General features: G+C 36.3%; 23 protein-coding genes. 15 read left to right on the top strand and 8 right to left on the bottom strand.

What is annotated here, in order from left to right:
• Window positions 1-2 precede the first annotated feature (2 nt).
• Together EGI31_RS11240 and EGI31_RS11235 are read left to right on the top strand one after the other, a co-directional pair.
• Complete coding sequence (locus EGI31_RS11240; protein WP_255037330.1) at window positions 3-860, top strand: C1q-like domain-containing protein; 858 nt, start codon at window positions 3-5, stop codon at window positions 858-860.
• A 41-nt stretch (window positions 861-901) separates the two neighbouring features.
• A complete protein-coding gene (locus tag EGI31_RS11235) occupies window positions 902-1,807 on the top strand; it encodes a hypothetical protein (protein ID WP_255037329.1) in 906 nt (301 codons plus the stop codon).
• 5 nt (window positions 1,808-1,812) lie between these two features.
• Here the strand turns inward: EGI31_RS11235 and EGI31_RS11230 are convergent, their stop codons facing one another.
• The 3 genes from EGI31_RS11230 to EGI31_RS11220 all read right to left on the bottom strand — a co-directional run bounded on the left by EGI31_RS11230 (window position 1,813) and on the right by EGI31_RS11220 (window position 7,551).
• Window positions 1,813-3,162: an SWIM zinc finger family protein gene (locus tag EGI31_RS11230; protein WP_255037328.1), complete on the bottom strand. Its 1,350-nt coding sequence runs from the start codon at window positions 3,160-3,162 to the stop codon at window positions 1,813-1,815.
• A 3-nt stretch (window positions 3,163-3,165) separates the two neighbouring features.
• Window positions 3,166-6,288, bottom strand: a complete 3,123-nt coding sequence (locus tag EGI31_RS11225) for a DUF6493 family protein (protein WP_255037327.1) — start codon at window positions 6,286-6,288, stop codon at window positions 3,166-3,168.
• 144 nt (window positions 6,289-6,432) lie between these two features.
• The gene (locus EGI31_RS11220) at window positions 6,433-7,551 is read right to left on the bottom strand and encodes a glycoside hydrolase family 88/105 protein (RefSeq protein WP_255037326.1); all 1,119 of its coding nucleotides are present in this window, start codon (window positions 7,549-7,551) and stop codon (window positions 6,433-6,435) included.
• 113 nt (window positions 7,552-7,664) lie between these two features.
• On the opposite strand from EGI31_RS11220, the gene EGI31_RS11215 reads away from it, so the two are divergent.
• The 5 genes from EGI31_RS11215 to EGI31_RS11195 all read left to right on the top strand — a co-directional run bounded on the left by EGI31_RS11215 (window position 7,665) and on the right by EGI31_RS11195 (window position 11,367).
• Window positions 7,665-8,537: an inositol oxygenase family protein gene (locus EGI31_RS11215; protein WP_255037325.1), complete on the top strand. Its 873-nt coding sequence runs from the start codon at window positions 7,665-7,667 to the stop codon at window positions 8,535-8,537.
• Between the two features lie 311 nt (window positions 8,538-8,848).
• Window positions 8,849-9,205: a hypothetical protein gene (locus tag EGI31_RS11210; RefSeq protein WP_255037324.1), complete on the top strand. Its 357-nt coding sequence runs from the start codon at window positions 8,849-8,851 to the stop codon at window positions 9,203-9,205.
• A gap of 62 nt (window positions 9,206-9,267) precedes the next feature.
• A complete protein-coding gene (locus tag EGI31_RS11205; RefSeq protein WP_255037323.1) occupies window positions 9,268-9,915 on the top strand; it encodes a hypothetical protein in 648 nt (215 codons plus the stop codon).
• Complete coding sequence (locus tag EGI31_RS11200; RefSeq protein ID WP_255037322.1) at window positions 9,894-10,682, top strand: sensor histidine kinase; 789 nt, start codon at window positions 9,894-9,896, stop codon at window positions 10,680-10,682. The genes EGI31_RS11205 and EGI31_RS11200 overlap by 22 nt, the downstream gene beginning before the upstream one ends.
• Window positions 10,683-10,692: 10 nt before the next feature.
• On the top strand, window positions 10,693-11,367 hold the full coding sequence (locus tag EGI31_RS11195; RefSeq protein WP_255037321.1) for a response regulator transcription factor: 675 nt from the start codon (window positions 10,693-10,695) through the stop codon (window positions 11,365-11,367).
• Between the two features lie 45 nt (window positions 11,368-11,412).
• Here EGI31_RS11195 and EGI31_RS11190 read toward each other — a convergent pair whose 3' ends face one another.
• Window positions 11,413-11,763 carry a LytR/AlgR family response regulator transcription factor gene (locus EGI31_RS11190; protein WP_255037320.1) on the bottom strand — a complete coding sequence of 117 codons (351 nt, stop codon included), beginning with the start codon at window positions 11,761-11,763 and terminating at the stop codon, window positions 11,413-11,415.
• 386 nt (window positions 11,764-12,149) lie between these two features.
• Here EGI31_RS11190 and EGI31_RS11185 point away from each other — a divergent pair, with 386 nt between their 5' ends.
• The 4 genes from EGI31_RS11185 (at window position 12,150) to EGI31_RS11170 (ending at window position 16,645) form a co-directional block, all read left to right on the top strand.
• Complete coding sequence (locus EGI31_RS11185; protein ID WP_255037319.1) at window positions 12,150-13,124, top strand: alpha/beta hydrolase; 975 nt, start codon at window positions 12,150-12,152, stop codon at window positions 13,122-13,124.
• Window positions 13,121-14,254 carry an alpha/beta hydrolase family protein gene (locus tag EGI31_RS11180; protein ID WP_255037318.1) on the top strand — a complete coding sequence of 378 codons (1,134 nt, stop codon included), beginning with the start codon at window positions 13,121-13,123 and terminating at the stop codon, window positions 14,252-14,254. The genes EGI31_RS11185 and EGI31_RS11180 overlap by 4 nt, the downstream gene beginning before the upstream one ends.
• Window positions 14,251-14,577 (top strand): cupin domain-containing protein, encoded by a 327-nt coding sequence (locus EGI31_RS11175; protein ID WP_255037317.1) that lies wholly within the window; start codon window positions 14,251-14,253, stop codon window positions 14,575-14,577. The genes EGI31_RS11180 and EGI31_RS11175 overlap by 4 nt, the downstream gene beginning before the upstream one ends.
• A 166-nt stretch (window positions 14,578-14,743) precedes the next feature.
• A complete protein-coding gene (locus EGI31_RS11170) occupies window positions 14,744-16,645 on the top strand; it encodes a glycoside hydrolase family 88/105 protein (protein ID WP_255037316.1) in 1,902 nt (633 codons plus the stop codon).
• A gap of 184 nt (window positions 16,646-16,829) precedes the next feature.
• Here EGI31_RS11170 and EGI31_RS11165 read toward each other — a convergent pair whose 3' ends face one another.
• Window positions 16,830-17,858, bottom strand: a complete 1,029-nt coding sequence (locus EGI31_RS11165; RefSeq protein WP_255037315.1) for a GntR family transcriptional regulator — start codon at window positions 17,856-17,858, stop codon at window positions 16,830-16,832.
• 171 nt (window positions 17,859-18,029) lie between these two features.
• On the opposite strand from EGI31_RS11165, the gene rhaM reads away from it, so the two are divergent.
• The 3 genes from rhaM (at window position 18,030) to EGI31_RS11150 (ending at window position 20,832) form a co-directional block, all read left to right on the top strand.
• The gene (gene rhaM, locus EGI31_RS11160; protein WP_255037314.1) at window positions 18,030-18,344 is read left to right on the top strand and encodes an L-rhamnose mutarotase; all 315 of its coding nucleotides are present in this window, start codon (window positions 18,030-18,032) and stop codon (window positions 18,342-18,344) included.
• 227 nt (window positions 18,345-18,571) lie between these two features.
• Window positions 18,572-19,921, top strand: coding sequence for a glycoside hydrolase family 88/105 protein (locus EGI31_RS11155; protein ID WP_255037313.1), 1,350 nt, complete (start codon window positions 18,572-18,574; stop codon window positions 19,919-19,921).
• 149 nt (window positions 19,922-20,070) lie between these two features.
• A complete protein-coding gene (locus tag EGI31_RS11150) occupies window positions 20,071-20,832 on the top strand; it encodes a DUF3667 domain-containing protein (protein ID WP_255037312.1) in 762 nt (253 codons plus the stop codon).
• Between the two features lie 6 nt (window positions 20,833-20,838).
• Here EGI31_RS11150 and EGI31_RS11145 read toward each other — a convergent pair whose 3' ends face one another.
• Window positions 20,839-21,297, bottom strand: a complete 459-nt coding sequence (locus tag EGI31_RS11145; RefSeq protein WP_255037311.1) for a hypothetical protein — start codon at window positions 21,295-21,297, stop codon at window positions 20,839-20,841.
• 167 nt (window positions 21,298-21,464) lie between these two features.
• Complete coding sequence (locus EGI31_RS11140; RefSeq protein ID WP_255037310.1) at window positions 21,465-22,481, bottom strand: Ldh family oxidoreductase; 1,017 nt, start codon at window positions 22,479-22,481, stop codon at window positions 21,465-21,467.
• A gap of 190 nt (window positions 22,482-22,671) precedes the next feature.
• Here EGI31_RS11140 and EGI31_RS11135 point away from each other — a divergent pair, with 190 nt between their 5' ends.
• A complete protein-coding gene (locus EGI31_RS11135) occupies window positions 22,672-23,982 on the top strand; it encodes a rhamnogalacturonidase (RefSeq protein WP_255037309.1) in 1,311 nt (436 codons plus the stop codon).
• Between the two features lie 490 nt (window positions 23,983-24,472).
• Here the strand turns inward: EGI31_RS11135 and EGI31_RS11130 are convergent.
• The coding region (locus EGI31_RS11130; RefSeq protein ID WP_255035273.1) for an ISL3 family transposase at window positions 24,473-25,473 on the bottom strand (1,001 nt) is incomplete at its 5' end.

Raw genomic sequence — 25,473 nt, 5'->3', positions numbered from 1 at the left:
TCATGAAAAAATTATTTTTTATTTTACTAATTTTTCCAATCATTGGGTATTCTCAAGTTAACACCCTTCCAAACAGTATAGGAATAGGGCAAAACACTAACACTGCCGTCCCACTTCATATCAATAAGCCAGGTGAAGTAGCAAGATTTCAAGGTGCTAGCCCATATGTGACTTTTTATGATGCCTTAAATTTTAAAGGTTATATTCAAGTTATTGGAGATCATTTAGAAATAGGTTCTAAAAACAATCATAACATAGACTTTTATACAAATAACCTTCCTCAATTTAGGATTGATGGAACCTCTGGGCAAATCACCGCTTTTCAAAAAATAAATGCAAATAATGGAATTAGACTTTCAGGCCCTTTACAAGCTGAGAACGAAAGTGTTGGACCTGCGGGAAGTGTTTTAGTTTCTAGAGGCAATGCCACACCAGCTTGGGAAGACCAAAAAGTAGGTTTTGAAGCTAACGGTAATATAGCAGGCTATAATAACAATACCGAAACTATATTAAGTGGCTTTGCAAGTGTTAGTTTTAACTTTGGTAATGGTTTCAACACTAGCTCGGGTGTTTTTACGGCCCCTACACCTGGGGTTTATACATTTAATTTAAAGCTTGATATTGGCATTACCCCTTCTGAAACAAGTCTTAATCCATCTATTATAAGAATGTTTAAAAATGGGTCTCAATGGAAAACCACTCATTACCTTTTTAGCACAGACAATGGCTACGGAAATAATATTGAAACCAAATATATAATTAATTTAAACCAAAACGATACAGTTCACTTTAGTTTTTTTCAAGTGTCTGGGGCTAGCCTAAACATACGCCCAAGTATAATTGGCTTTAAAGTATTGTAAAGATATAGAAGATTTTTAAAGTCTATAAAGTTAAATATACAATGAAAAAACTACTCAATTCTTTCATTCTTTTATTCCTCCTCTGGGGGTTTGGGGCCTATTCTTTTGCCCAATCCTTCACCGCCGAAGTAGGCACCCTATTTTTAAGTGACAAACCAACCGAACAATTCGGGAACTTGAAAATCCTTACAGGAGTAATCAAAAAAGGCGACAAAATAGAAATTTATGCAGAAACGGGTAGGAAGTTCACTGCCACCATTACCAAAATTAAAGGAGATAGTGATGATGAAGTTAAACTATTAAAAGCTGGCGAATATGGCTTTTTTGACCTAACATTTACCGAAGACCCGGGTACAGGAAAAGACTATTTAAGAGCTGGCTATAAAGCCTATTCTTTAGGCTATAAACCTAATATTGCGAGCATAAAAGCTGATGCAGAAGCGAAAGTTACAGCAAGTGTCAATTTCAAATCGACGCTCGACGGAAAGCCTTTTCGTGGAAAAGTCACCTACAAGGGAGCAAGCTATTGGCGAAAGGGCGTAAAAAACTTGTTAGAAAAGCCCTATTTGCAACTCCAATTTAGAGCCGTGGATGAGCCAGATGATAGAAATCTGACCATCCAAATCTTTTATCCGAAAGAATCGGTAGCCAAATATACAGCAAAAGACATGGAAGTTAATTTTAGTGGTACGGCCGATGGAAATACAACTAATACCGAAATGTATGGTTTTGTAAATGGAAAAGGAAACACCGATTTCAGTCTTGAAATTACAAAATGGCAAAAAATATCCTCCAAAAAAGCCATCATTTCTGGCAAAATTTCGGGTGAATTGAAAGAAGTAAAACTACTCGGCACTCCAAAACTAAAACACCGTTTCTCCGATGGTATATTTGAGAATGTGGAGGTAGAGGTTTTTAATGAAGTTTATGATTTAAAAGTAAAGTAAATTTTTTATTCTTGATTTGAAGTCATCATCTTTACTGCTAACATGTGTTTACACATTCCTCGATTTGTTTGGTGTTTAGTAAACCATTCGCAAGTACACCTTCCAATTCCGTTTTCAATTAAAACTTTGTGTGTTACATCCTTTCCTTTTACTATTGCTTCAATGTGACTTGGTGTGTTTATTACAATAATAACATCATTCTCTGAAACTATTTTTTTTGCATTCTTTAATCTAGGGTTTAAACTTAATATTCTTTCAGTTTTAAATGGAAGTCTTCTATAAAAATGCTGGTTATTCAGTACATCAAACCCTAATAAACCCATGCTTGATAAATTTGCCGTAAGACTATCCATAGTTGAAAAGTCAATATCATTTTCGATTGACAATTTGGTGCTATTAAAGACCTCATTCCCTTTGAAAATACTATTAATACCATAAATCCATTCAATTGGGACTTCTTCTATTAAATTTTCCAGAGCTTTACCTTCTCCCGAAAAGCCCCTATATGCATCAGCCGAGAAAGAAAAAATCATCTGTAAATTACCGATCAGTGCAACGAAACAAGAAGCCTGACTGTCATCACTTTCATAGACTTTAATAGAGTAAATAAAAGGAAGAATATTATCCATTACTCTTAATCTATGAGCACTTCCAATTCTTACGCTAGGATTACTTTGTAAAGGGGAAAAAATAAATTTTCCAGCTCTTTGAACTAAAAATAAATCATTTTTAATATTAGTTTTTGGTAAACTTTGGAACAATTGAATCGCTTGCATTTTGTTTAGTTCAAATACTTCATTCATTTCCGCTAAATAGTGTTGGACGCTTGTTAACCCTTTTAACCACCTATTTGGTAGCTTCACTTTCTTTTCAACGGCCTTTGTTTTCTCTGAAATAACAGTAACATTATCATGCCCAATACTAAGAATTACCTCTTCATTTTTTTGAACTAAGTTAAGTGCATTCAACATTGGTTCATTAAAATCAACATTTGTTGTTCCACTTGCCACGAACTCACCATCAAGTCCTTCGGGTAAAATATCCAAGCGAGCATAAACGCCATTACATGAAGAAAAACCTTCAAATCTTATTTGTTCAGCACCAGCAGTAACTATTGGGTCTCTTAAAGCTGCTAATTCTTGTGTCGATAGAGCAAATTTAGACCTTACTGTTTTGGCTACAGTTAATAGGCATTTAGCTGTTAAATATGGTTCCCTCATTCTACCCCAAAAGAAAGTTGGAATTTTATTTATTTCTTCCAATTCTGTTTGATGAGAAAGGATAAGATTGTTCCTATTGTCAATTTTTTCTAATAGTGAAGATTCGTTGTAAGAGTATTCAGCAGTTGTTGTCATTTTTTATGCGTTTAATATTAATTTAATTATGTTTTTTATTGAATTTACCGATCTCCACTCATTCATTATTTCAATAACTTGGTGACTCGATTTTTGTCTAGTCTTATTCATCAAATCGAAATATACCTCCAACATTTTTTTGAAATTGGTAGGGAATTCATTTACGCCTCTAAAGTTCAATATAATTTGCTCAACAATTTTTAACAAAGACAAGTTGATGTGATTATTTATGTCTTTTAAGGTTTCTAGTACGTTTACAAATCTACTTAGAGGCCCATATTTATTAAAAATCAAGAAACCAATATTTTTTCCAAATTCTTCTAAGTTAATATTGTTGCTATTTAGTTGAACTATCATAACTTCTACCGCCAAACCTCTAAATTCTCTATTTTGCTGTAAACATGCAGTTGACAAAAACATTAAAATTGGTGAAGTTACTTTCAGATTTTCATTTAAAAGAATTGTTAAACCACCTCCTATCCCCGAATAATCTCGGTCTGATAAGCTAGAACAAGTATTTAATAATTTTGCAAAAATCGGGTCAATGAATTGCGGACTTAAGTTATACCAATAAACAACATCGTCTTTTTGAATGTAAAAATAAGATTCGTATGCTTCTTGCTTCGGATTTTTGAATGAATCAACGCTATAAATTAAAATTTTAGGTATTGAAAATGGAGAAGGTAAGGGAAATGAAAATTTATACCAAGAAGGACTTTTCGAAATTTCTCCTGTTTGATGATTTTTCCACTCGTTCCACTTTTCGTCCACTTTATAATTATATTTCAAATTATTTTTTACGTATGGAGCATTTCCGAACGAGGTATTTTCAAAAATTGGGAACTCACCTTCATTATTAAAAGTCCTTGAAGCAACTGACCATAATGCATTTAAATTTTCTTCTCCTTTGGCGTTTTCATTTTTCGAAAACATATTGAAGATTGAACGCTTTTTCTCCTTAAATTTTATCTCATTTGACTCACCTAAACAATATTTCATTATGTCTTTGATATCTTGATTTTGTATTTGCTCACACATTTCAATCGCCTCCTCAGTTTCCTCTCTTGGCATACGTGAAATGGCCAATACAAAATCTGTCAATATTATAGGCTCTGCGTTATCCTGGTACTCTAATAGCCTTGTTAATAACACCTTAGGTGAAATCCAATTGGGTTCATGACTAGGCATACTTAGTAATGACAATGTAGATTTTCTTTGTATTTTATCCAAGGCCAGTTTAAGTCTGTCATAGTGTAAATTAAAAATCTTAAATAATGTAGTTTCGTCATAATAATAAGGGAATTCAAATTCAATGGTTTGTTTCGACAATTGCTTTTTCGCAAAATTCAGCGTAATATTTTTAAAGAAAGATGTAAAAAAAGTTTTTTCCATCTTTTTTAAATAGACTTCTGTTTGATTATAAAAGTCATTAGGAAAAAGGTGTCTTTTTGAAATTAAAATATCTATTAAAATTTCATCATCAATGCAATTATTTGATTCAATGAATTTACCAATATGAAATAAGATATCGTTCCAATTGTCTGGAATATTGACAGGTTTACTTAGTTTAATATAAGAATTTCCTTTAGGGATCATTTCTTCAACATAACTAGGTATTTCCTTTGTATCCTTACTTTCTAAATATTCATGAAAAGTATCTCTAATGTTTCCAACCATCTGTGTGGTATACATTTCTAGCTTTTCAATAATTTCTATGTCATTTGTATCTATGTATTTTAATATTAATTTTGAGGCTTTTTCTTGAAGTTCTAAATTGTTGATGGTTAAAGCATCAGTTGCTAAATTTAAAATATCCGATTTTAAATTAGGGTCTTTTTTGAGGATTTTTTCAAACATTGTCAAAATGGACTTGATAGAACTTTTGCAGTCATCCCTCATCATTATAGATGGAAGCCAATCACAGAGTTTTTTTAATTCAAAATCGTTTTCTTGATAAATCTCTTTAATTAAACTTATTGACCAATTTGCAACTTGATTAAAAGAGTAATCTATTAATGGAAAAATGGAGTTTTGAAGAGTCAACAATTCCAAATTTGTTGGTTTTGCTTGATTGAATTGCCCTCTAAAAAAAGTTTTGAGTCCGTTATTCCACTCTTTTGTTTGGGTTTCTAGGCATTTTTCAAAAAACCATATTCTATCAATTTTATTATCTAACAACAATTTCTCAATTATCCCTTCCCATATTGCTTTTTTACGATAGCCATATACTTCATCATTACCAAAACTATTCTGAATACCAGTCTCATAATCAAAAATTAACGGAAAATCTCTTTCAATTGATAGAGGGTCATTGCAGAAAAAATCAACAGATTCTTGACCTTGTTTAAATCCTGAATTGTATAAATTTATCATGGAAAAACTCCGTGCATAAAGTTGGGGATTGAAATTAATATATTTTTCGGTTTCGTAATATCTTAATATTTCATAAGAAATACTAAACCAATTATTTTTTGACGATTGATGATTGAAATAATCTTCAATCCAATTTGGTGCTGCCCATTTAAGAATTTTCTTTAAAAGAATATTGTCAAATTTGCCTAATATTGAATTTATTTCCTGCCAAGAAAGTATTTCCTTCTTATTAAATAAGGCAATTGCACTTAAAAAGATGATTTCTTGTTGAGTGTTGTCTCCTCTATATCCCCAAGTACCATAACTATTTCCAAGTAACTTATTTGGCTTAGAAATCTCTACATATTCAGTCCAATACTTTTTTGCGATTTTTACGTGCTTCTTTAAAGATTCCCTATATATTCTAGGAACTTTTTCTAAAAATGGTAAAAGGCTTTCTGCTTTTTTCTTAATTATAATACTTTCGTATTCGCCAATAATAATTTTAAAATCCGATTCATCGAAAGTTATTTTCGAATTAGCTATTTTTTTAAAGTGATTGTTTCCTTGAGAGTCTTGATACCCTTTTTTTAGTTTTTCCTCTATTTTTTTTTGTGCTTCCTGAATACAAACTTCTTCGGTGTCATAAGTTTTAGTTTGGCTTTGACCTTCGGTTCCAATTTTTCCAAATTTAACTGTGAATGTTGTGCCATTGGTTTCTATTTGCCAAAATTTATCTGAATCTCCGTTTTGAAAAGTTAGATAGTGAATCATAAGAGTTAATATTCATTTTTTCTCAATTTATTAAATTTGGATATATTTACAAATTCTCTTTGATTAAATAATTGAATTTTACAGAAATAATATTTATGTGAATTACATATTACTTACGATGTTATAATTCAAAACCTTTAATTCTCACTTCAACAAATAAACCTGCGTACCCACCAAAAGATAACAACCCAATCCATAGTCCTCAAAGTTGGCTTTTTTGTCATAGCTAAGTGGTTGGCCGTCTTTGGGTTCTTTGCCTGTGGATTGCACATAGCCAAGCATGCCATCGGGATGTAAACAGGTTTTATTCATGGCATCCCAGGCTTTTAGAGTTGGTTTTAAGTAGTTTTTTTTGCTCAAATACCCATTGTTAATTCCCCAGGCCATACCATAAGCAAAAAGAGCAGTACCAGACAATTCGGGCCCTCCAAAGTCATCAGGATCAGCCAATGAGACATTCCAAAAACCATCTTTTCTCTGAAGCGGAAGCAATGATTTCATCATGGTCAGGTACATTTCCTCATACTCTTTGTAATTCTTGGCATTTTTGGGCAAAATTTCCAGCATTTTTACCATGGCAGCTACTACCCAGCCGTTGCCACGTGACCAATAGCATTCTTTTCCGTTAGGAGTTTTGAAAGGAGGAACAAAATCCTTATCACGGTACCAAAGTCCATCTTTAGCATTAAACAATCCTCCGCCTTCTACATTTTTCGAATGAAGGTAAAGTTGATGCATTTTCTCAAAATATCGTTCATCTTTATACATTACACCCAATTTTGCAAAAACCGGCATGGCCATCTGTAAGGCATCTATCCAGGTCCAGTCGTCCACTTTGTCTGATGCCAGCATTAAGTCAATCGAAGCTTTAATTTCTGCCAAACGTTGTTTTTGTGTGGTATCCATTTGGTACAAATCTATGTAGGTTATGCCACAACAATGACTGTCAGCATGGCGGCTTTTTACACCAAACCAGGTGGCCCACTTGTTGCCGTCGCCCCAGGCAATGGCATAATCTATGTACTTTTTGTCTGCATCAATTTTATAGAAATCCATTAAGCCTTCATAATAGATACCCCTAGTCCAAAGGTTGGAAGTTCTTACCTTATCCAAAACTATTTTTTCGGCCGGATCTGGCCATGTTTTCATAAAATATTCATTGGCCAATCTCATGTTTTCAATGGTGTTTTTCCTATTAGGTAATCTTTGACTCATACCTACAGAACTCACTAACATCAAAAGCATTACAATAAATCTTTGCATTTCTTGGGTATTTTTCAACAAAAATGGGTTCATTAGATAATTTAACTGTTCTGCAATTACCTGAAATTTAAATTTAAGATTATATTTGGGACAAAATTTTTTATTCAATCATCATGGAAAACAATTTTTCAGAAAAAGAACTAAACCCACTAGCTTCGATAGAAGAATGGGAAGATGATGTGCTAGTGCGTTATCCAGAGCCTTTTGAGAAATCAAAAGAAGAGTATCGCAACTATGTAGACTCAGCAAGACAAGACACCGTAAAGGAGTTTTATAGATTAAATCATACTTTTCAGACATACGAATTTGCTAAAAATAAGCAAGAGCATTTCTTGAAGTTTGATAAGAAAGAAATGAGCATCTGGGACGCCGTAGATTTCCTTAATACGCTAATTGACGACTCAGATCCTGACACGAGCATGGATCAGCTGCAGCACCTTTTGCAAACATCAGAGGCCATCCGTCAGGACGGCCATCCAGATTGGTTTGTACTGACAGGCTTCATGCACGATTTGGGCAAAGTGCTTTGTCTTTTCGGTGAGCCGCAATGGGCCGTGGTAGGTGACACCTTCCCTACTGGTTGCAAACATTCTGAGAAAATAGTTTATTCAGAGTTTTTTGCCGAAAATCCAGACTCAAGAGACCCTAGATACAATACCAAATATGGTATTTACGAGCCAAATTGTGGCCTTGATAACGTACAGATGTCATGGGGACACGACGAGTACATTTACCGTATCATGAAGCCATATATTCCGGAAGAAGGATTGTATATGTTGCGTTATCACTCGTTTTACTCGCAACACCGTGAGCATGCCTATGACCATCTGATGAATGCCCACGACCACGAAATGTTTAAATGGGTGGATAAATTCAACCCGTACGACTTGTACTCGAAGGTACCTTATCCGCCTAATGTGCAAGAGCTCAGACCTTATTATGAGGACCTTGTAGCTAAATATTTACCAGCGACATTAAAGTTTTAAAATAAAATTACCTCCTGAATCTCGGGAGGTTTTTTTTTATCACCGAGACAGAAAATTCCCACGACTTAAAATCAATAAGAGACTGCTCTCTTCTGATTTTGTTAAAAATCAAACATTAATTATAAAAACCTTTTAAATAGCAATTTACAACTTATTCTCAGCTTGGGATCTATAATATCACCCAGTATTTCCGTAAACCCGTAAAGGCTAATTTCTTTTTTATAAAAAAAAACTAAAAATAGGTATTATTACGGGTATCAAGTGTCGGTTTCGTTGCTATTTTTGCTAATATTAAAAAAAATAACCAAAACATGGAAACAGAAAAAAACCTACCTATTTACGACGAACCTATAAGCCCTGAAAAAGCTCAGGAGTATGTTTCAAACTACTTAGACAATAAAAAATTTAAACCTGAGGATTTTAAAGCTTTTTATTTTCATAGAGATGAGATTCAGATCGTTCTCGATCAAAACAAAGACAAAGATTTCATTAAGTTCACCCTTGGTATGAAAAAACTGGATAAAGAAAAATACGGCGATAAACTCTATGGATGCGTAATGATGACTAGTTCTGATGTTATCATAGAAGACATTGACCTCGCAGCTGAAGATTCCAATGACATTTACGATTTTAGCCGCCCTGTGCCGCCGTATCCACCAACAGAATAAAAACAAGAGGTTAAAGGGCCCATTATAAGGAAAATTTGGTCCTATACTTCAGATAAAAATATATGATAAACGACTTCCTTATTTGGTTTCTTGACTATGTACAGTATTTTTTGATACTTCCGCTAGCTGTCGGAATTCTCAACTATAAATACCTTAAGGGAGAGACTATGGCAGTGTTTTACTACATTTTGATTGCGATATTTTTTGAGATCCTTTCTAGGACCTTAATGCACTTGAAAGTTCGTAACACGCTGCCATTTCTGCATCTATATACCGTAGTAGAATTCTCTATTTTCTGGCTTTTTTATTATCGCTTTTTCAAGGTATTTTACTCTCCTTTAGGCATGAAAGTCCTGTTAGTCACATTCCTGCTTTTTGCGATACTAAATGCCATTTTTCTACAAAAAATAAACACTTTTAATACCTATGCACGTGGTTTCGAAAGCCTTATAATGATTGCCTTAAGTCTGATGGCATTCAATAAGATAATAGTTGAACTAGACACACGTTACCCTACCAGTCAGCCAGTTTTTTGGGTAAACTCAGCCCTTTTGTTTTATTTCTCTGGCAACCTGGTGGTTTTTGTGATGAGCAACTATATTAGTGGCGATAATAAACTCCTTTTGGTTTCGTGGGGTATTCATGCTATCTTGATGGCAATTTTAAATAGCTTCATAGCTATCGGTTTATGGCAGACACGTCGTCAATAGATTTGTACTTTCTTTTGTTTGGAGGAACCATCACCTTTCTTCTGTTGGCGGTTGGTTTGTTTACTTTTCTGTTACAATATCAAAAACGAATTATAAAGCAAGATTTAGCCTTTAAAGACGCCGAGGTCAAACATGGACAAGAATTGTACCTTGGAACTTTAGAGGCTACAGAAAAAGAGAGAGAGAGGCTGGCTCGCGACTTACACGATGTCATTGGTGCATCACTTTCAACCATGAGGCTACAATTATCAGATTTAGAACACAAGGCCTCACAAGATCCAGACCTTAAAAACTTTAGCGACAGAAACAAAGAATTGATTGACCAGACGATACTGGAGGTGCGTAGAATTTCGAACGATTTACTACCGCCGGGCCTTGAGGAATTCGGGCTACTATACTCTATAGAGGGTCTATGCGAACAAGTTTTAGATTTTTCTGACATAGATATCTCGCTGGAAGTAGAGGAGGCTACCACGCTTAACAAACAGAAGTCCTTGATTATGTACAGAATAGTTCAAGAGCTTTTAAATAATTCGGTGAAACATTCTGAAGCCTCAAAAATTAATATAATTTTGAGCAACAAAGACGGACAATTCATACTTATTTTCAAAGACGATGGAAAGGGTTTTGATTATTCAGAAGCCTACAAAAAAAGAAGTTTGGGACTGAAAAACATAGAAGTTAGAGCAAAAATGATTGAAGGTTCGGCAGAGTTTGTGACAAAAAAAGACGAAGGATTAAAGGTAGAGATTAGAATTCCTGTTTAATAACAGAAACATGAAAACAATAAAAATAGCCATTGCAGACGACCAAGTATTGTTTAGAAAGGGCATGGTAAACATCATCAACGGCTTTGAGGGCATGGAGGTGATTATGGAAGCAGCCAACGGTAGAGAACTACTTGAAAAATTAGAAAATTCAGAAACTAGACCAGAAATAGTCATATTGGACTTGTCAATGCCAGAAATCAACGGCATGGAGGCTACCAAAGTCATTCATGAAAAATATGGCGATATTAAAATAATCATTCTCTCGGTTTACAGTGAAGACAGGTTCGTGACCCACTTGATGGAACTGGGAATAAATGCCTATTTGTTTAAAAACGTGGAGCCTTTTGAGGTAGAAAAGGCCATTTTGGCAGTTTTAGAGAAGGATTTTTACTTCAATGAGGCATTTTTACTGGCTATGCGAAAACGTATGACAGGCAAGAAACCGCGTCTGCTCATACAAGACAATATACCTTCGTTGCTGACACAAAGAGAACTGGAAGTTTTGGACCTCATTTGTAAACAATTTACAGCTCAAGAAATAGGTGAAAAATTGTTTATCAGTACACGTACAGTGGACGGACACCGCAATAATCTCTTGGAAAAAACGGGCATGAAGAATACAGCGGGTTTAGTGGTTTTCTCCATAAAAAATAACCTGATAGATCCGGCGGTGCTGTTCTAAACGTTTGAATTGGTGTAAGGTTTTTTATTAAAATAATAGCAGTTTTTACTGGTTCATTTTAGAAAAATTGACAATCCTTTTCGCAACCGCCAAACCTCTTCTTCGAGAAATTCTTATCGAATGTTTTTTACCTGCTATTTGCAACTCTGAATTGTCAAAAATGGTATGATTCAGGTTTATGATTTCACTCCTATTCACACGCATAAACTGTTTTTTATCCAAAAGAAGCTTCTCAAAAAGATTCAGTGTCCTTGAAGAAATAATCATTCGACCACCATTTAAACATATGTTAGTGTAGTTTTTGTCACTTTCAAATTTTACGATTGAATTCAGGTCTATTAGTTCAATATTCCCCTTTTCTTTTATTGCAATGTTATCTTTTTCAACAAATTGCATTTGATTTTTAATAAAATTATCTCTCATATTAATCTAAACTATTAGCTCATTTCTTGGGTTGGTTTCAAATTCTTATGTAGCCTTTTAATTGAAAGCCAACCAAAAACTTGATTTTGTAAATGTATAGAGCATGTATCAGAAGGAAATAGGTGTTTTTACCTGTTTTTATATTTAGACAGCAACGTTTCCTTTCATTTCGACTAAAACATATCTATCAAGTAAAGTCATATATTGAAATTAATAGAAGACGTGCAAACTTCTAATTTATTCAAGATTCGAAAATGTCCTTTCCTGCAATCGTTCCCATAAATTTTCTCGAAATCAGGCTATTCAAAAAGAAATTAATTCTATTTATTTGAGTAATTTTAATGTTCAACCCATTCATTATGTATAAAAAAACCTTTTTGCTTCTCTTCGTCACCTTCTCTTTGCAGGTGGTCATTGCCCAAAGCAAAAAAGGTTTGACCTACCAAGCTGATACTTCTTTTACCAAATACCAAGCCGTCAAATGGGCACTTTCGCAATCGCCCAATGCCAAGCTGGCAATTGCCAAAGACATAAAGAGTATTAGCATTAAAGAAAATATCAAATACACTACCGAAGATGGTATGGACTTGATGTTGGATATTTTTTCTCCAATAAACAAAAAAAATGCACCATGCCTCATCATTCTCCACGGTGGAGGTTGGAGATCAGGTGATAGAACACACCACCATGAAATGGCCAAAGTTCTGGCTTCCAGAGGATATGTGGTAGTTACACCCTCCTACAGACTTTCAACCCATGCTCTCTATCCAGCAGCCATGGTCGATGCCAAAACAGCCATCCGATGGACAAGGGCCAATGCCCAATTTTTAGAAATAAACCCGGAAAAAATTGCTCTTGCAGGTTTTTCGGCTGGAGGGCAAATGGCGGCCTTGGTCGGAACCACAAACGACGAAACGCTATATGACAAAAGCGAAACATTGAAAAACATAAGTTCAAAAGTAGCTTCAGTGATAGATATTGATGGAATTTTGGCCTACATTCACACAGAATCTGGCGAAGGTGACGACAGTAGAAATACCTCCGCCGCTACCTATTATTTTGGATTTTCGAAAACAGAAAAGCCCGAACTTTGGAACGAAGCCAGTGCTTTGAATCACGTATCGGCTGGTGATCCCCCTATACTTTTTATCAACAGTTCGCAAGAAAGAATGCACGCTGGGCGAGAAGACATGATTAAGAAGCTTAACGGTTTCGGAATTTATTCTGAGGTTCACACTTTCAATGCACCGCATACTTTTTGCATGTTAGAAGAGTGGTTTTTGCCAACTATAGACCTGATGGACAAATTCTTAATAAAAACCCTGAAGCCATGAAAAATTTAATGCTATTGGTTTTTCTATTCATATTTCAATTTGCTTTTGGACAAGATCAACTGCGACAGGGTGCTTTTTTTACACCCGAGCAATCGAAAGTTGAAATGAAACATTTGGCTTCACTCTATAACAATAAATCTGATTGGCAAAAAAGAGCGAAAGCAATTAAAAAAGGAATTAGAGAAGGTGCAGAGGTGACCAGCTTAAAGTCCAATAAAAAAATAAACGTCACTATTCATTCGAAGCAAACGATGGATGGATACACTGTCGAAAACGTATTTTTTGAAAGTTTGCCTGGAATTTATGTTACAGGAAATTTGTATAAACCAGCCCAGTTTAAAGGAAAAATACCAGCTGTTTTGGCACCGCATGGTCATGGAAAAGACCCGCGATTTGGCGAAGCTACTCAAAAACGCTGTGCCACCATGGCCAGAATGGGTGTGGTAGTTTTTACTTATGATATGATAGGCTATGGAGATATGCAGCAATGTGAACATAAAATAGCCCCTGCCCTTAAATTGCAGATTATAAATAGTACCAGAGCTTTGGATTTTCTGAGTCAACAACCTGAAGTAGACAAAGCCAAAATTGCGGTTTCGGGAGAGTCTGGCGGTGGAACCCAAACTTTTATTTTAGCAGCTTTGGACGACCGAGTAGCAGTTTCGGTTCCTGTGGTTATGGTCTCCAATTACTTCTTTGGTGGCTGTACTTGTGAAAGCGGAATGGCGATTCATGTTAGACCTGATTATGCCACCACCAATGTTGAAATAGCCGCTTGTTTTGCTCCAAAACCTATGCTCTTGGTATCTGATGGTGACGATTGGACAAAGTTTACACCAGATTTGGAGTTTCCACATATTCAAAGAATCTATTCTTTTTTTGATGCTAAAAGCAATGTTGAAAACGTGCATTTGCCACTTGAAAAACACGATTATGGCCCATCAAAACGTAAGGCTGCCTATGATTTTCTAGCTAAAAATTTAGGCTTAGACATTAGCATGGCAGACGAATCAAAAAGTCAAGTTTTGGCGAGAGAAGAGTTGACAGTTTTCAATAAGGAATATCCCTTACCAGCAAATGCCCTGAAAGGCAATGATGCAATTATAAGTTTACTAAAAACCATAAAATGAACACATTAATAGAAGACAAAGAAGTAGAATGGCTTGACCTTGGCGGCGGAATAAAACGCAAAGTAATGGCTTACGACGACCAAATGATGGTGGTAAAAGTGGCATTTGAGGCTGGAGGAATTGGTGCAATGCATAGCCATCCGCACACGCAGGCGAGCTATGTGGCCAGTGGAAAATTCGACATTACGATAGACGGAAACACCAAAACCTTAAAAGGAGGCGATGTGTATTTTGTACCGAGTGACTTGGTGCATGGGGCAGTTTGCCTAGAAGCTGGTGAGTTGATTGATGTTTTTCATCCTTTGAGAGAGGATTTTCTTTGAGGTTTTTTTAGACACATTATTAACCGCAAAGACGCTAAGTATGCAAGGGATTTATTAAGCGAAATGCGATTTTTACAAAAAAATGATAATTTAGAATAAAAACACGCTGCGGACTTTGCGTCTTTTCTTTGCAAACTTTGCGGTTAATTTTTGAAACCAAATCTTTATGAAAAAATACATTTTATACATTTCGTTCTTCTGTTTTTCCTTTTCGGGAAATGCCCAGAAACCTTATTCACAACAAATGGCTGATTCATTTATGGGCTGGTACCCAGATTCCATCGTGGTGAAACCCCGTGTGAAATCCACTTGGGATTATGAGCAAGGTTTGATGCTCAAAGCCATAGAAAAAGTGTGGCGAAGAACTGCTGATACCAAATATTACGACTATATTTTGGCCGACATGAACCGTTTTGTAGCCGAAGATGGCAGCATAAAAACGTACAAAACAGAGGATTATAATTTGGATAATATTAATTCGGGAAGAGCATTGCTGATGTTGTACCAACAAACACAACCTGGAAAAGACAAATTCAGAAAAGCGGCAGATGTACTTTGGCATCAGCTTGAAAATCAGCCTAAAACCAAAGAAGGGGCCTACTGGCACAAACAACGATATCCCTTTCAAATTTGGTTGGATGGACTTTTTATGGCCGAGCCTTTTTCGGCAGAATATGCCAAAACATTTAACCATACCGAGCATTTTGACCATATCGCCAAACAATTTGCCCAAGTTGAAAAATACATGGTTGACCCGAAAACAGGTTTGATTTTCCATGGTTACGATGAATCGAAGTCCGAAAAATGGGCAGATAAAAAAACAGGACTTTCGCCACATTTCTGGAGTAGAGCCATCGGTTGGTATGGCATGGCTTTGGTAGAAGTCCTCGATTATTTCCCGGAAAATCATCCAGAAAGACCTAAACTTATCAAGTATTTACAAAGATTAGCTCCCGTTTTGGCGAAATATCAAGACCCAAAATCAGGTGTTTGGTATCAAATGACTGCTCTCGCTGGCAAAAAGGGCAACTATTTGGAGGCATCGGCCTCTTGCATGTTTGTTTATACTTTGGCCAAAGCGTCAAGAATGGGCTACATCAGTCCTATATATCAAGCCAATGCCAAGAAAGGCTATGCAGGTATTCTGAAAGAATTTGTTGAAAAAGAAGCTGATGGAAGTTTGGCACTTCAAAAGACCGTTTCGGTGGGCGGTTTAGGCGGAAACCCCTACAGAGATGGTACTTACGAATATTATTTGAGTGAGCCACTTCGCAAGAACGATTTGAAAGGCGTTGGTCCATTCATTTTTGCGAGCATGGAGATGGAGATTTTAGAAGAAAATAATATTGGAAAAGGTAAAAAAGTAGCCCTAGATTATTACTTTAACCGAGAATTTAGAAAAGATTGGAATGGTCAGAATGAGCAGTTCCATTATACTTGGGAAGACACTTATCACTCAGGTTTCTTGTGGTGGGGCGATGTTTTCAAACAATATGGAGCTAAGCTTACCGCAATAAAAGACAAACCAACAGCAGCCAATTTGAAAGGGCAAAATGTTTACATCATCGTCGATCCTGATACAAAGAAAGAAACGGCTACTCCAAATTTTATGGATAAAACTTCCATTGAAAATATCAAGAACTGGGTAAATGCAGGTGGTACTTTGGTGCTAATGGCCAATGATACAGCTAATTGTGAGATTCCAAAATTCAATGAACTCTCAAAAACTTTTGGGATTGCTTTTTCAGGTAAAAGCCGAAATATGGTACAAGGTACACAATGGCATCAAGGTTTGGTCGATATTCCTTCTGGAAATCAAATCTTCAAAAATACCCAAAAAGTTTACGTGAAAGAGTTGGTGACACTTCAACTGAGTGGCAAGGCTTATCCAATCATTGAAGAAGGCGGTGACGTGATAATGGCTGCTACCAATTTTGGTAAAGGCCGAGTTTTTGTTATCGGCGATCCGTGGCTTTACAACGAATATGTGGATGGCCGCAGAATACCGAAAGAATATCAGAACTATCAGGCAGCCAAAGACTTGGCTAAATGGGTTTTGAGTAAGTAATGCACTTTGGAACACGGATTAACACTGATGAGACACGGATTTAAACATATTATGAATCCATGTAAGAAGCGTATTTTTGTAATTTCAACCATATGCATCCGTGTCAAATCCTAAAAATCCGTGTTCCATTGGGTTTCAGATGTGCGATAAAAAGAATTCTTTTTTTGATAGAACCAAACCTCGACTAAGCCGACCCTCTATTGATCAAATAAAATGGATTTTTCTCCGACACAAAAATCTTCTGCAAAACCACTTCAGCAGCTCTACGACCCATGGCTTCAAAGTCGGTAGTGATTACAGTTATGTCCAAAACCTCTTTAAGCGTGGTTTCGTTAAACGAAATAATGCCCATATCTCTACCTAATACAAGCTCATTTTTCTTTGAATATTTTATAACATCTGCTAAATCATATTCCTCAATGACCACATACAAAACATTGCTTTCGTGGCTTTCGAGGGCCGATTCCGCAGAAGAAAAAACCTTGGCTGAAAGGTTATTGTAAGCACAGAAAGTTCTGAAACCTTTCATTATTTCGGCAGGATAATTGTTGTCGTCTGGAAATACCAAATATAATTTCTTGTACTTTTTTATTTTGGTTAAATTCTTTTCAAATGCCGTAAAAATATCTTGTTCAAAATCCTGATAAATTGTCGGTACATCTTTGAATTCATGAACATATTTATCAAGCAGAAGCAGTTCAGATTTGGGTATTTTATTCAAAATAGGCAAATAAACTTCTTTGCTTTCAAGAAAATGTGGCATTACCACATAAAAATTGTATTTCCCTAAATTACGATCAATAATGTCTTCAAATGAATCTGCCGAATAGTTGTGGATCTGCAAATCTACTATGCTGTTTTCTCCTAGACCTTTTAGCAAAGCATAATAAATAAGCTTTTTGTACGAGCTCATTTTGTTCATAACCAGCAGCACACGCATTTTATTTTCTCGGCTTGCTTTTACAAAATACCCTTTACCATGTACCGATTCTATGTGTCCGAGCCTTTTGAGTTCTCGATAAGCCTTTTCCACGGTATCTCTCGAAAGCAAATGCTCGATGCTCAGTTCGGTAATAGACATCAACTGGTCATTTTTCTTGTAGTAACCGCGTTCGATATCGTTTACGATGGCATTCACAATTTGCTTATACTTAGGAGTTTTGTCTTTTTCGTTGATTGATAAAACCCTGTTAAGATTATCCGATTTTTTCATTTAGGGATATTTTTCTATAACTCGTTGACAAATTAATCAATATTTTTGAGAGTAGGTCTCCTGCACTCTTTTCTTCGCAATCGATTCCGTAAATTTTCATTGTTAAACCTGTAATTGCAGGATTTGGATAATGAATAAATACAACTAAATTGCCTACCTAAATCAGCCTTGATGAAAAAATTAGCTTTCAAAATGAAGCTTTTCCCGGGAAAAGTAGAGGAATATAAAAAACGACATGATGAGATTTGGCCAGAATTGGTGGACCTACTTCACCAACATGGCATATCTGATTATTCCATTTTTTTAGACGAAGAAACACTTAGTCTTTTCGGAGTTTTAAGTGTGGAAGACGAAACCCAAATGGAAGAACTTCCTAAAAAGGAAATTATGAAAAAATGGTGGGCTTATATGGCAGATATCATGGAAACAAATGCTGATAATTCACCTATTAGTGTGAGTTTGAAGGATGTATTTTATATGGCTTGATGGAGTTCGGAGAACTAGGTTCTGAGGTCTAAGTTCCAAGATTCAATTAGTAAGAAAAACATATCAAGAAAGATTTAATAAACCTTTAGTAATCATAACACTGAAAAGGTCAAACCGCGAAGGCGGACCGATGAATAACCGTGGGTGAAAGCCATAGAATTGGACAAAGGGTCAAACATTTGTCACTCCGAAATAAACAACAAAACAATTTTTCAAAACCATAAAAAATGAAAATTAAACTATTAATTGCAGCCTTATTTTTAACCATAAACGCATTTGCTCAACGCAATGTAACCAACGCCAACGACAGCAACACGCCTTTGCATTTGTTACAACCTGACTATCCAGTTCCATACGGAATTCCGAAAGTTGAAGATGTAAAGTCCTCCTTAAACAGGATTTATGAATACCTAAATACCGTAACTCCCACGGCTTTTGTGGATACCAAAACTGGTGAAGAAATCACAGATTTATCGAAAATAAACTCCACAACTGCCTTAAAAAAAGGAGATTACAGAATTGTGAGTTATGAGTGGGGCGTTACCTATGCCGCTATGTTGGCCGCCGCAAAAGCCACTGGAGACGATAAGTATAAGAAGTATTCTATAGACAGGCTTAAATTCATCTCCAATGCAGCACCGTATTTCAAAAAGACCTCGGAAGAACATGCCGATTGGGCAACTGCAGGACCATTGAGAGGACTCATAGCTCCCAAAGCTTTGGACGATTGCGGGGCCATGTGCACCGCAATTTTAAAAACCAAAATGGGTGGCGATGAGCTAGATGCTAAGCTCTTGATAGATACGCACATCGATTACATCATGAAAAAAGAGCATCGTCTGAAAGACGGAACTTTGGCTCGTATGCGACCACAAGCCGATGCACTTTGGCTCGATGACATGTTTATGGGTGTTCCTACACTAGCCAACATGGGCAAATTCAATGGTGATAAAAAATATTATGACGAAGCAGTTAAACAAATTCAATTGTTTCATAACAAGATGTTTAACAAAGAGAAAGGCGTTTATATGCACGGTTGGATACAGGGTATGACAGAGCATCCGCAGTTTCATTGGGCAAGGGCAAATGGATGGGCTATACTGACTAAAATAGAAGTTCTGGACGTTTTGCCAGAAAATCATCCTGGCAGGCCGATTATTCTTAAAATGTTAAAGGACCATATAAGGGGATTGGCCAAATATCAGTCGGGCTCGGGTTTTTGGCATCAGTTATTGGACAAAGAAGATTCTTATTTGGAGACTTCGGCTACAGCTATTTATACTTACTGCATAGCCCACGCCATCAATAAAGGCTGGATAGATAAAATGGCTTATTCGCCCATGGTGATGTTGGGTTGGAATGCAGTTTCTACCAAAATAAACGAAAAAGGCCAAGTGGAAGGTACCTGTGTGGGTACGGGCATGGGTTTTGATCCGGCTTTTTATTACCACAGACCCGTGAGTCCATTTGCTGCTCACGGTTATGGACCAACTATATTTGCGGCCTCCGAAGTCATTAATTTACTGAATAACAACAAGTTTGAGATAAATGACAGCTCGGTGCAGTTGAAGAAATAGACTCCTCGAATGATAAGTAACTAAACACTCTCAACTTAAAGTATATCCTTAAATTTTAATTTTTTACATAATTTATGCCTTTGAAAAATGTGTAAATATCAAATAATCATGGTATTATTACAACAGAAAGAAAGCTGTATATATAAAAGATGACTAAAACCTGCCTAAACTGTAATGAACCTTTAGACGGTAATTTTTGCAAAAATTGTGGTCAAAATGCTCATCTACATCGAATCGATTCTCATTATTTATGGCATGAAATTCAACATGGTTTTTTACATGTAGACAAGGGTATTCTTTTTACTTCAAAGGCACTTCTTCTGAGACCTGGCCATTTCATTCGAGAATTCATTGGAGGTAAAATGGTGAATCATTTTAAACCAATCTCAATGATAATTATTTTAGCAGCGATATTTGGTATAGTTTCACATTATTTCCATCTAAATGTCCTAGCTAATAATATCAAAGTAACAGGTTCTGGCGTAGAATTTGAATTATTACTTGCAAAAATTGATACCCTCGTAGATTGGGTAGCCCAACATTATATCGTTTTGTTTTTAATTCAAATCTCTGTGTTTGCGTTAGGTACTTTTTGGGCTTTTAAGAAAGCAAACTACAATTTTTTCGAGCATTTAGTTTTAAACGTATATGCTTGTGCCCAGAGACTTTTAATTAAAATAATTTTTCTTCCAGTTTTAATTATTCTTAAAGAGTCTCACCTTTTTATTGTATTTTCCAAAATTTCAGATGTTCTAGGATATTTATTTTTTTACTGGACTCTTTTTCAGTTTTTCAATGAAATACCCAAGTTTGAGCGTTTTTTGCGAATCCTGTTAACGATTGCCATTTCATTTCCACTAATTGTTGCGATATTTTTTATTATTCTGCAATACTTCCTTCATAAGTCATGAGAACAATTACTTTTTCAAAGCAAATCTTGCTGAAAAGCCTACATTGGTTACATATAAACCCGGATTGTTGATGAAATTAAGTTCGGGTTTCCAATCTACACTGAGGTTTAGAGGGATTTCGGAGAAAGTGTGTTCAAGTCCAAGAATTCCGTCTGCACCGACTTGCACATAATTGTCATAATAATAACGGTTTCTGTAACGATTTGCCGCTCCAGCATGACCACCCACACCATAGTACCATCTCCATTGTCCAGTTGAGAAGGCTTTTTGGTGCCATTCGGCCAGTAAAGTTCCTTTGGCACCATTGCCAAAACTATTCAAAAGTGCCTCTAACGAAGCTTTTTTGCCTTTATTAACTTTAAATGTGATACCCGGACTTCCATCAAACCTAGCTCCGAATGCATATTTATACTGGGCAGTCGCCGAAAAACTTATAAGAAGAAAAAGAATAATTAAGTGTCTCATAATTTCAGATTGTTTTTCCAAAATTACGTTTACACGAATTTTTAGGTTTAAAAATCCAGTTAAATTTCCCTTAAACTTTGGCTATTAGAAAAGTACAAAAAGGCTATTTCAACTTATCACAAATCATACAGCAAACTAATAACCAATACTTTGCGAATTACATAAACTTAAATTGAAATTAAATTTGCCAATTCTTCACTGATTCTAATTCCATTCTCCAGACTCCATTTTTTTCGTTCTAAACCTTTTTCACCTGGCATTCTCACCGGATTTTTGGTGTTCAGCGGAGTGCTAGCCAAACATTGATTTTTGAAGAATTCCATCTCTTTCAAGAAGTAACTTTCTCCTGAAAATTTGCTCGGGTCAATTACTTGCACAAAAACCGATGCTCCCCAACGTTCGGGATTGTCACTACGACCATGGCCACCCAAGGCACTGGTCATAGCTTCTATCATAATACCCAAGGCAAATCCTTTATAGCCCAAATCCATTCCTCCTAGAGGTAAAAGTGACGAAGGGGGATTTTGAAAAAAGGTTTGTGGGTCATTAGTCGCAGTTCCATCCGATTTTAAAAGCCATTCCCCTCCTAATTTTTCGTTGTTTTTGGCAGCACGGTTGACAACGGCATTAGCCGTGGTTGACATGCTCAAATCTATCATTATGGGGTCGTTTTCGGTAGGAATGCCTAAAGCGAGTGGGTTAGGTGAATACACAGGAATCTTTCCGCCAAAGGGAGCAACTGTTTTATTTCGAGGGTCAGAGCAGGCTATGATAACCATCAAGTTTTGTCTGGCTATTTTTTCTAAAAATGCCGCCAAGCACGCAATATGATGAGATTTTTGAATCACCACCGTTCCGATTCCCTCATTTTTGGCTATTTCAGAGGCTTTTTCAATGGCTTTTTCTGTCAGCCAAATTCCAGGCAAATATCTCCCATTCCAAGTTTCTGAGGAGCTGGTTTTATTTATCACTTCGTACGAACCAGATTTTTCCATTTGTCCTGACTCCAACTCATCCAAATAAGGTTTTACCAAAGCCAAGCCATGAGTCGTATGGCCGAGCAACTCACCCTCCAACAATATTCTGGCAGTAGATTCTGCTTTTTCAAAATCTAAGCCTTTGGATTGAAAGGCAGATATGAGTTTAGGGAGTAACTCGGTGTATTTTGGGCTAGTATTTTGCATAATGTTTTAATAGAATAACAAAGATTGAAATTTATGTCTTGATTTAAAAATCTATCTCATGTTTCCTGAATATCAGTTCTCATAGTATGTTAAATCGGTTAAATAAATTTCCTCTCAATCATACCCTCAACCGCAGGATACCACAACCACTTTAGATTTTGTATTTTTGAATAACAATTGATTTCTATAAATGAAAAACATCCTTACGCTAATCTTTGCAGTACTGTTTTTTGGTGCAAATGCTCAAAAAAACCGATTTCCAGATGGCTCAAAAATGTCACCTTGGTTTAGCGATTTCACCAAAACAAAACTCGAAAACCTTAGACAACAGTATATAATCACTGAACATGGGGTGAAAAATGACAGCACTTTGGTGCAAACCGCCGCTTTACAAGCCGTCATAAATAAAGCTGCTGAAACGGGTGGTGTGGTGGTAATTCCAACAGGTACTTTTCTTTCTGGAGCTTTATTTTTTAAGCCAAAGACGCATCTTTACGTGTCTGAAAATGCAAAACTGAAAGGCTCAGATAATATAAATGATTATCCCATAATGCCCTCAAGGATGGAAGGGCAAAGCATCGATTATTTCCCGGCTTTGGTAAATGTTTATGGTGTGGATGGCTTCACGATTTCGGGAAAAGGTACCATTGATGGCAACGGACTCAACTACTGGAAGGCATTTTGGCAGCGACGCAAAGAAAACCCCAACTGTACCAATCTCGAAGTCTCTAGGCCTCGACTCGTATTTGTTTGGAATAGCAACAACGTGCAAGTGCAAGACGTAAAACTTCATAACTCGGGCTTTTGGACGAGCCATTATTACAAATGCACGAATGTCAAAATCTTGGATTTGCACATATTTTCGCCCCATGAACCCATAAAAGCTCCAAGTACCGACGCCATAGACCTTGACGCCTGCACCAATGTACTGATAAAGGGCTGCTATATGGCAGTAAACGACGATGCCATAGCACTGAAAGGCGGCAAAGGTCCTTATGCCGCAACCGACCCCAACAATGGCGGCAATGCCAATATCCTGATAGAAGACTGTGAGTTTGGGTTTTGTCATGCGGCATTGACTTGCGGCAGCGAGGCCATTCACAATAAAAATATCATCATGCGAAACTGCACAGTCAACGAAGCCATGCGTGTTCTCTGGCTCAAAATGCGGCCCGATACCCCACAAATGTATGAGTACATAAGCGTAGAAAACGTAAGAGGCAAAGCCCACAGCCTGATATATGTAAAACCTTGGACGCAGTTTTTCGACCTCAAAGGACGCAAAGATGTGCCGCTATCCTACTCCGACCATATCAGCCTCAAAAACATAGACATGGACTGCAATATATTCTTTGACGTAGCCATTACGGAGTACGACAAACTCTCCAAGTTCGCCTTCAAAAATCTAATCATCAAAACCCAAAATGCGAAAATAGACAAAAGTATTGTTAAAGGGTTTTCTTTGAAAAATGTGTTGGTGAATGGGGAGAGGGTGAGGTGAGGTTTTTTGGACAAGAAGGCCTTGATATCTAGAAATTTAAATTTTCTGAAATTCTATAATCTTGAATTAAAATAAGTCTGAACATTTTAAAGTCAAAGCCGTTCGAAGAACATTGTTTTTTGGCCACAACGAAAATCAGCTTCTTAAGAAAAGCCTGAAAGGCTTAAACGTGAATAGCCGTAGGTGCAACCTACGGTTTTTGGTAGAATAGAAGGTAGAAACCCTGAAAGGGTTTAACAATTCGGGGTTATGAAAAATGAAATCGTTAGACCCCTTCAGGGTCTTTTGTTATCGCTCCGACACTTATTCTCCCCGATTTCCAATCGGGGCTATTCATATTTATGCCCTTCAGGCATATTTCCTGATCTGCCATTCTTAAATTCTATGTAATGTGAACTTAATAATTAAATATCCACCAAAGCGGCAAATAACCACCCTATACACCGCAAAAATTGCACCGAATGATTTGTAAATGCGGTGAATAATGGCTCTATGCTGAATAGAGTGGGTACTTGAATTTGAGTTTAGCAGCAATGAAGTAAATCATACTGATAAAATTGTTTTTATTTCTGTATCCACGAGCCCTAGCTTTAGCCAATTGGATTTTACTATTAATACCTTCTAAAATTCCGTTTGAAATATGGTATTTAGAATAGTTTGTAATTCCTTTCCAATGTTTGATTACGGTGTCTGCAAATTTCTCAAATTGAGGTATCATTGCCTCTTTTACCATATCACACCAATAGGCTAAAAACCCTTGAGCTTCTTGAGGCGATTTAATAGACCAAAAGTCGTCAAATAGTATTTTTAAACGATAAGCCGCACCTAATCTGGGTAATGCCTCTAGTGACATATCTCTCTGTGTTTTTTGAGAAGCCGTCATGTTTTTGTCATTTTTGAGAAACAAATACTTTTGCCCTTTTAGCATTAGGTGATTCTTTAGTTCTTGTTTTCTTAAGTCGTCCATACTTTTATTCAAGAGTGCTTTGACATGATACCTATCAAATACTATTTGAGCATTTGAAAATTCTGACTCCACACCACTGATAAAAGAGGGTGATAAGTCTATACAAACTTGCTTGATATTCTGTCTCTGGGTACCTTTAGTTTCCAGATAATCAGCTATTTTCGTAATGGTGTCTGCTCCCTTGCCCTCAGTTGCATGTACTACCCTTGAAGTTTTCATATCCACCGCAACGGTTATATAATCATGCCCCTTTTTAGAACTTGTCTCGTCTATTCCCAATGTTGAAATATCACTATGATCTGCACCACAATAAGCAATTCCAAGCCAATAATTAAAGATATTCCAGATGCGATTGGGGTAAACTCCAATCACTTTGCCTACCTTGTTGACTGGCATTTCTTGCTCTATTAACAACATACTAAATGCCTCAAACAGAAGTGTAAAACCACTACCTTCCCGTGCCCACGGTACTGAGACTTGTTCAACCTTATTCTCAACAGTTTTTACACGTGGTATTTTACAAT

This window comes from Lacihabitans soyangensis, from assembly GCF_024343775.1.
Taxonomy (GTDB): domain Bacteria; phylum Bacteroidota; class Bacteroidia; order Cytophagales; family Spirosomataceae; genus Leadbetterella; species Leadbetterella soyangensis.
This window is presented reverse-complemented; position numbering and strand designations above follow the sequence as displayed.

Bases quoted from the DNA above. Each gene is read 5' to 3' on its own strand.
- EGI31_RS11240 (WP_255037330.1), top strand. From the start codon at position 3: ATGAAAAAATTATTTTTTATTTTACTAATTTTTCCAATCATTGGGTAT.
- EGI31_RS11235 (WP_255037329.1), top strand. From the start codon at position 902: ATGAAAAAACTACTCAATTCTTTCATTCTTTTATTCCTCCTCTGGGGG.
- EGI31_RS11230 (WP_255037328.1), bottom strand. From the start codon at position 3,162: ATGACAACAACTGCTGAATACTCTTACAACGAATCTTCACTATTAGAA.
- EGI31_RS11225 (WP_255037327.1), bottom strand. From the start codon at position 6,288: ATGATTCACTATCTAACTTTTCAAAACGGAGATTCAGATAAATTTTGG.
- EGI31_RS11220 (WP_255037326.1), bottom strand. From the start codon at position 7,551: ATGCAAAGATTTATTGTAATGCTTTTGATGTTAGTGAGTTCTGTAGGT.
- EGI31_RS11215 (WP_255037325.1), top strand. From the start codon at position 7,665: ATGGAAAACAATTTTTCAGAAAAAGAACTAAACCCACTAGCTTCGATA.
- EGI31_RS11210 (WP_255037324.1), top strand. From the start codon at position 8,849: ATGGAAACAGAAAAAAACCTACCTATTTACGACGAACCTATAAGCCCT.
- EGI31_RS11205 (WP_255037323.1), top strand. From the start codon at position 9,268: ATGATAAACGACTTCCTTATTTGGTTTCTTGACTATGTACAGTATTTT.
- EGI31_RS11200 (WP_255037322.1), top strand. From the start codon at position 9,894: ATGGCAGACACGTCGTCAATAGATTTGTACTTTCTTTTGTTTGGAGGA.
- EGI31_RS11195 (WP_255037321.1), top strand. From the start codon at position 10,693: ATGAAAACAATAAAAATAGCCATTGCAGACGACCAAGTATTGTTTAGA.
- EGI31_RS11190 (WP_255037320.1), bottom strand. From the start codon at position 11,763: ATGCAATTTGTTGAAAAAGATAACATTGCAATAAAAGAAAAGGGGAAT.
- EGI31_RS11185 (WP_255037319.1), top strand. From the start codon at position 12,150: ATGTATAAAAAAACCTTTTTGCTTCTCTTCGTCACCTTCTCTTTGCAG.
- EGI31_RS11180 (WP_255037318.1), top strand. From the start codon at position 13,121: ATGAAAAATTTAATGCTATTGGTTTTTCTATTCATATTTCAATTTGCT.
- EGI31_RS11175 (WP_255037317.1), top strand. From the start codon at position 14,251: ATGAACACATTAATAGAAGACAAAGAAGTAGAATGGCTTGACCTTGGC.
- EGI31_RS11170 (WP_255037316.1), top strand. From the start codon at position 14,744: ATGAAAAAATACATTTTATACATTTCGTTCTTCTGTTTTTCCTTTTCG.
- EGI31_RS11165 (WP_255037315.1), bottom strand. From the start codon at position 17,858: ATGAAAAAATCGGATAATCTTAACAGGGTTTTATCAATCAACGAAAAA.
- rhaM (WP_255037314.1), top strand. From the start codon at position 18,030: ATGAAAAAATTAGCTTTCAAAATGAAGCTTTTCCCGGGAAAAGTAGAG.
- EGI31_RS11155 (WP_255037313.1), top strand. From the start codon at position 18,572: ATGAAAATTAAACTATTAATTGCAGCCTTATTTTTAACCATAAACGCA.
- EGI31_RS11150 (WP_255037312.1), top strand. From the start codon at position 20,071: ATGACTAAAACCTGCCTAAACTGTAATGAACCTTTAGACGGTAATTTT.
- EGI31_RS11145 (WP_255037311.1), bottom strand. From the start codon at position 21,297: ATGAGACACTTAATTATTCTTTTTCTTCTTATAAGTTTTTCGGCGACT.
- EGI31_RS11140 (WP_255037310.1), bottom strand. From the start codon at position 22,481: ATGCAAAATACTAGCCCAAAATACACCGAGTTACTCCCTAAACTCATA.
- EGI31_RS11135 (WP_255037309.1), top strand. From the start codon at position 22,672: ATGAAAAACATCCTTACGCTAATCTTTGCAGTACTGTTTTTTGGTGCA.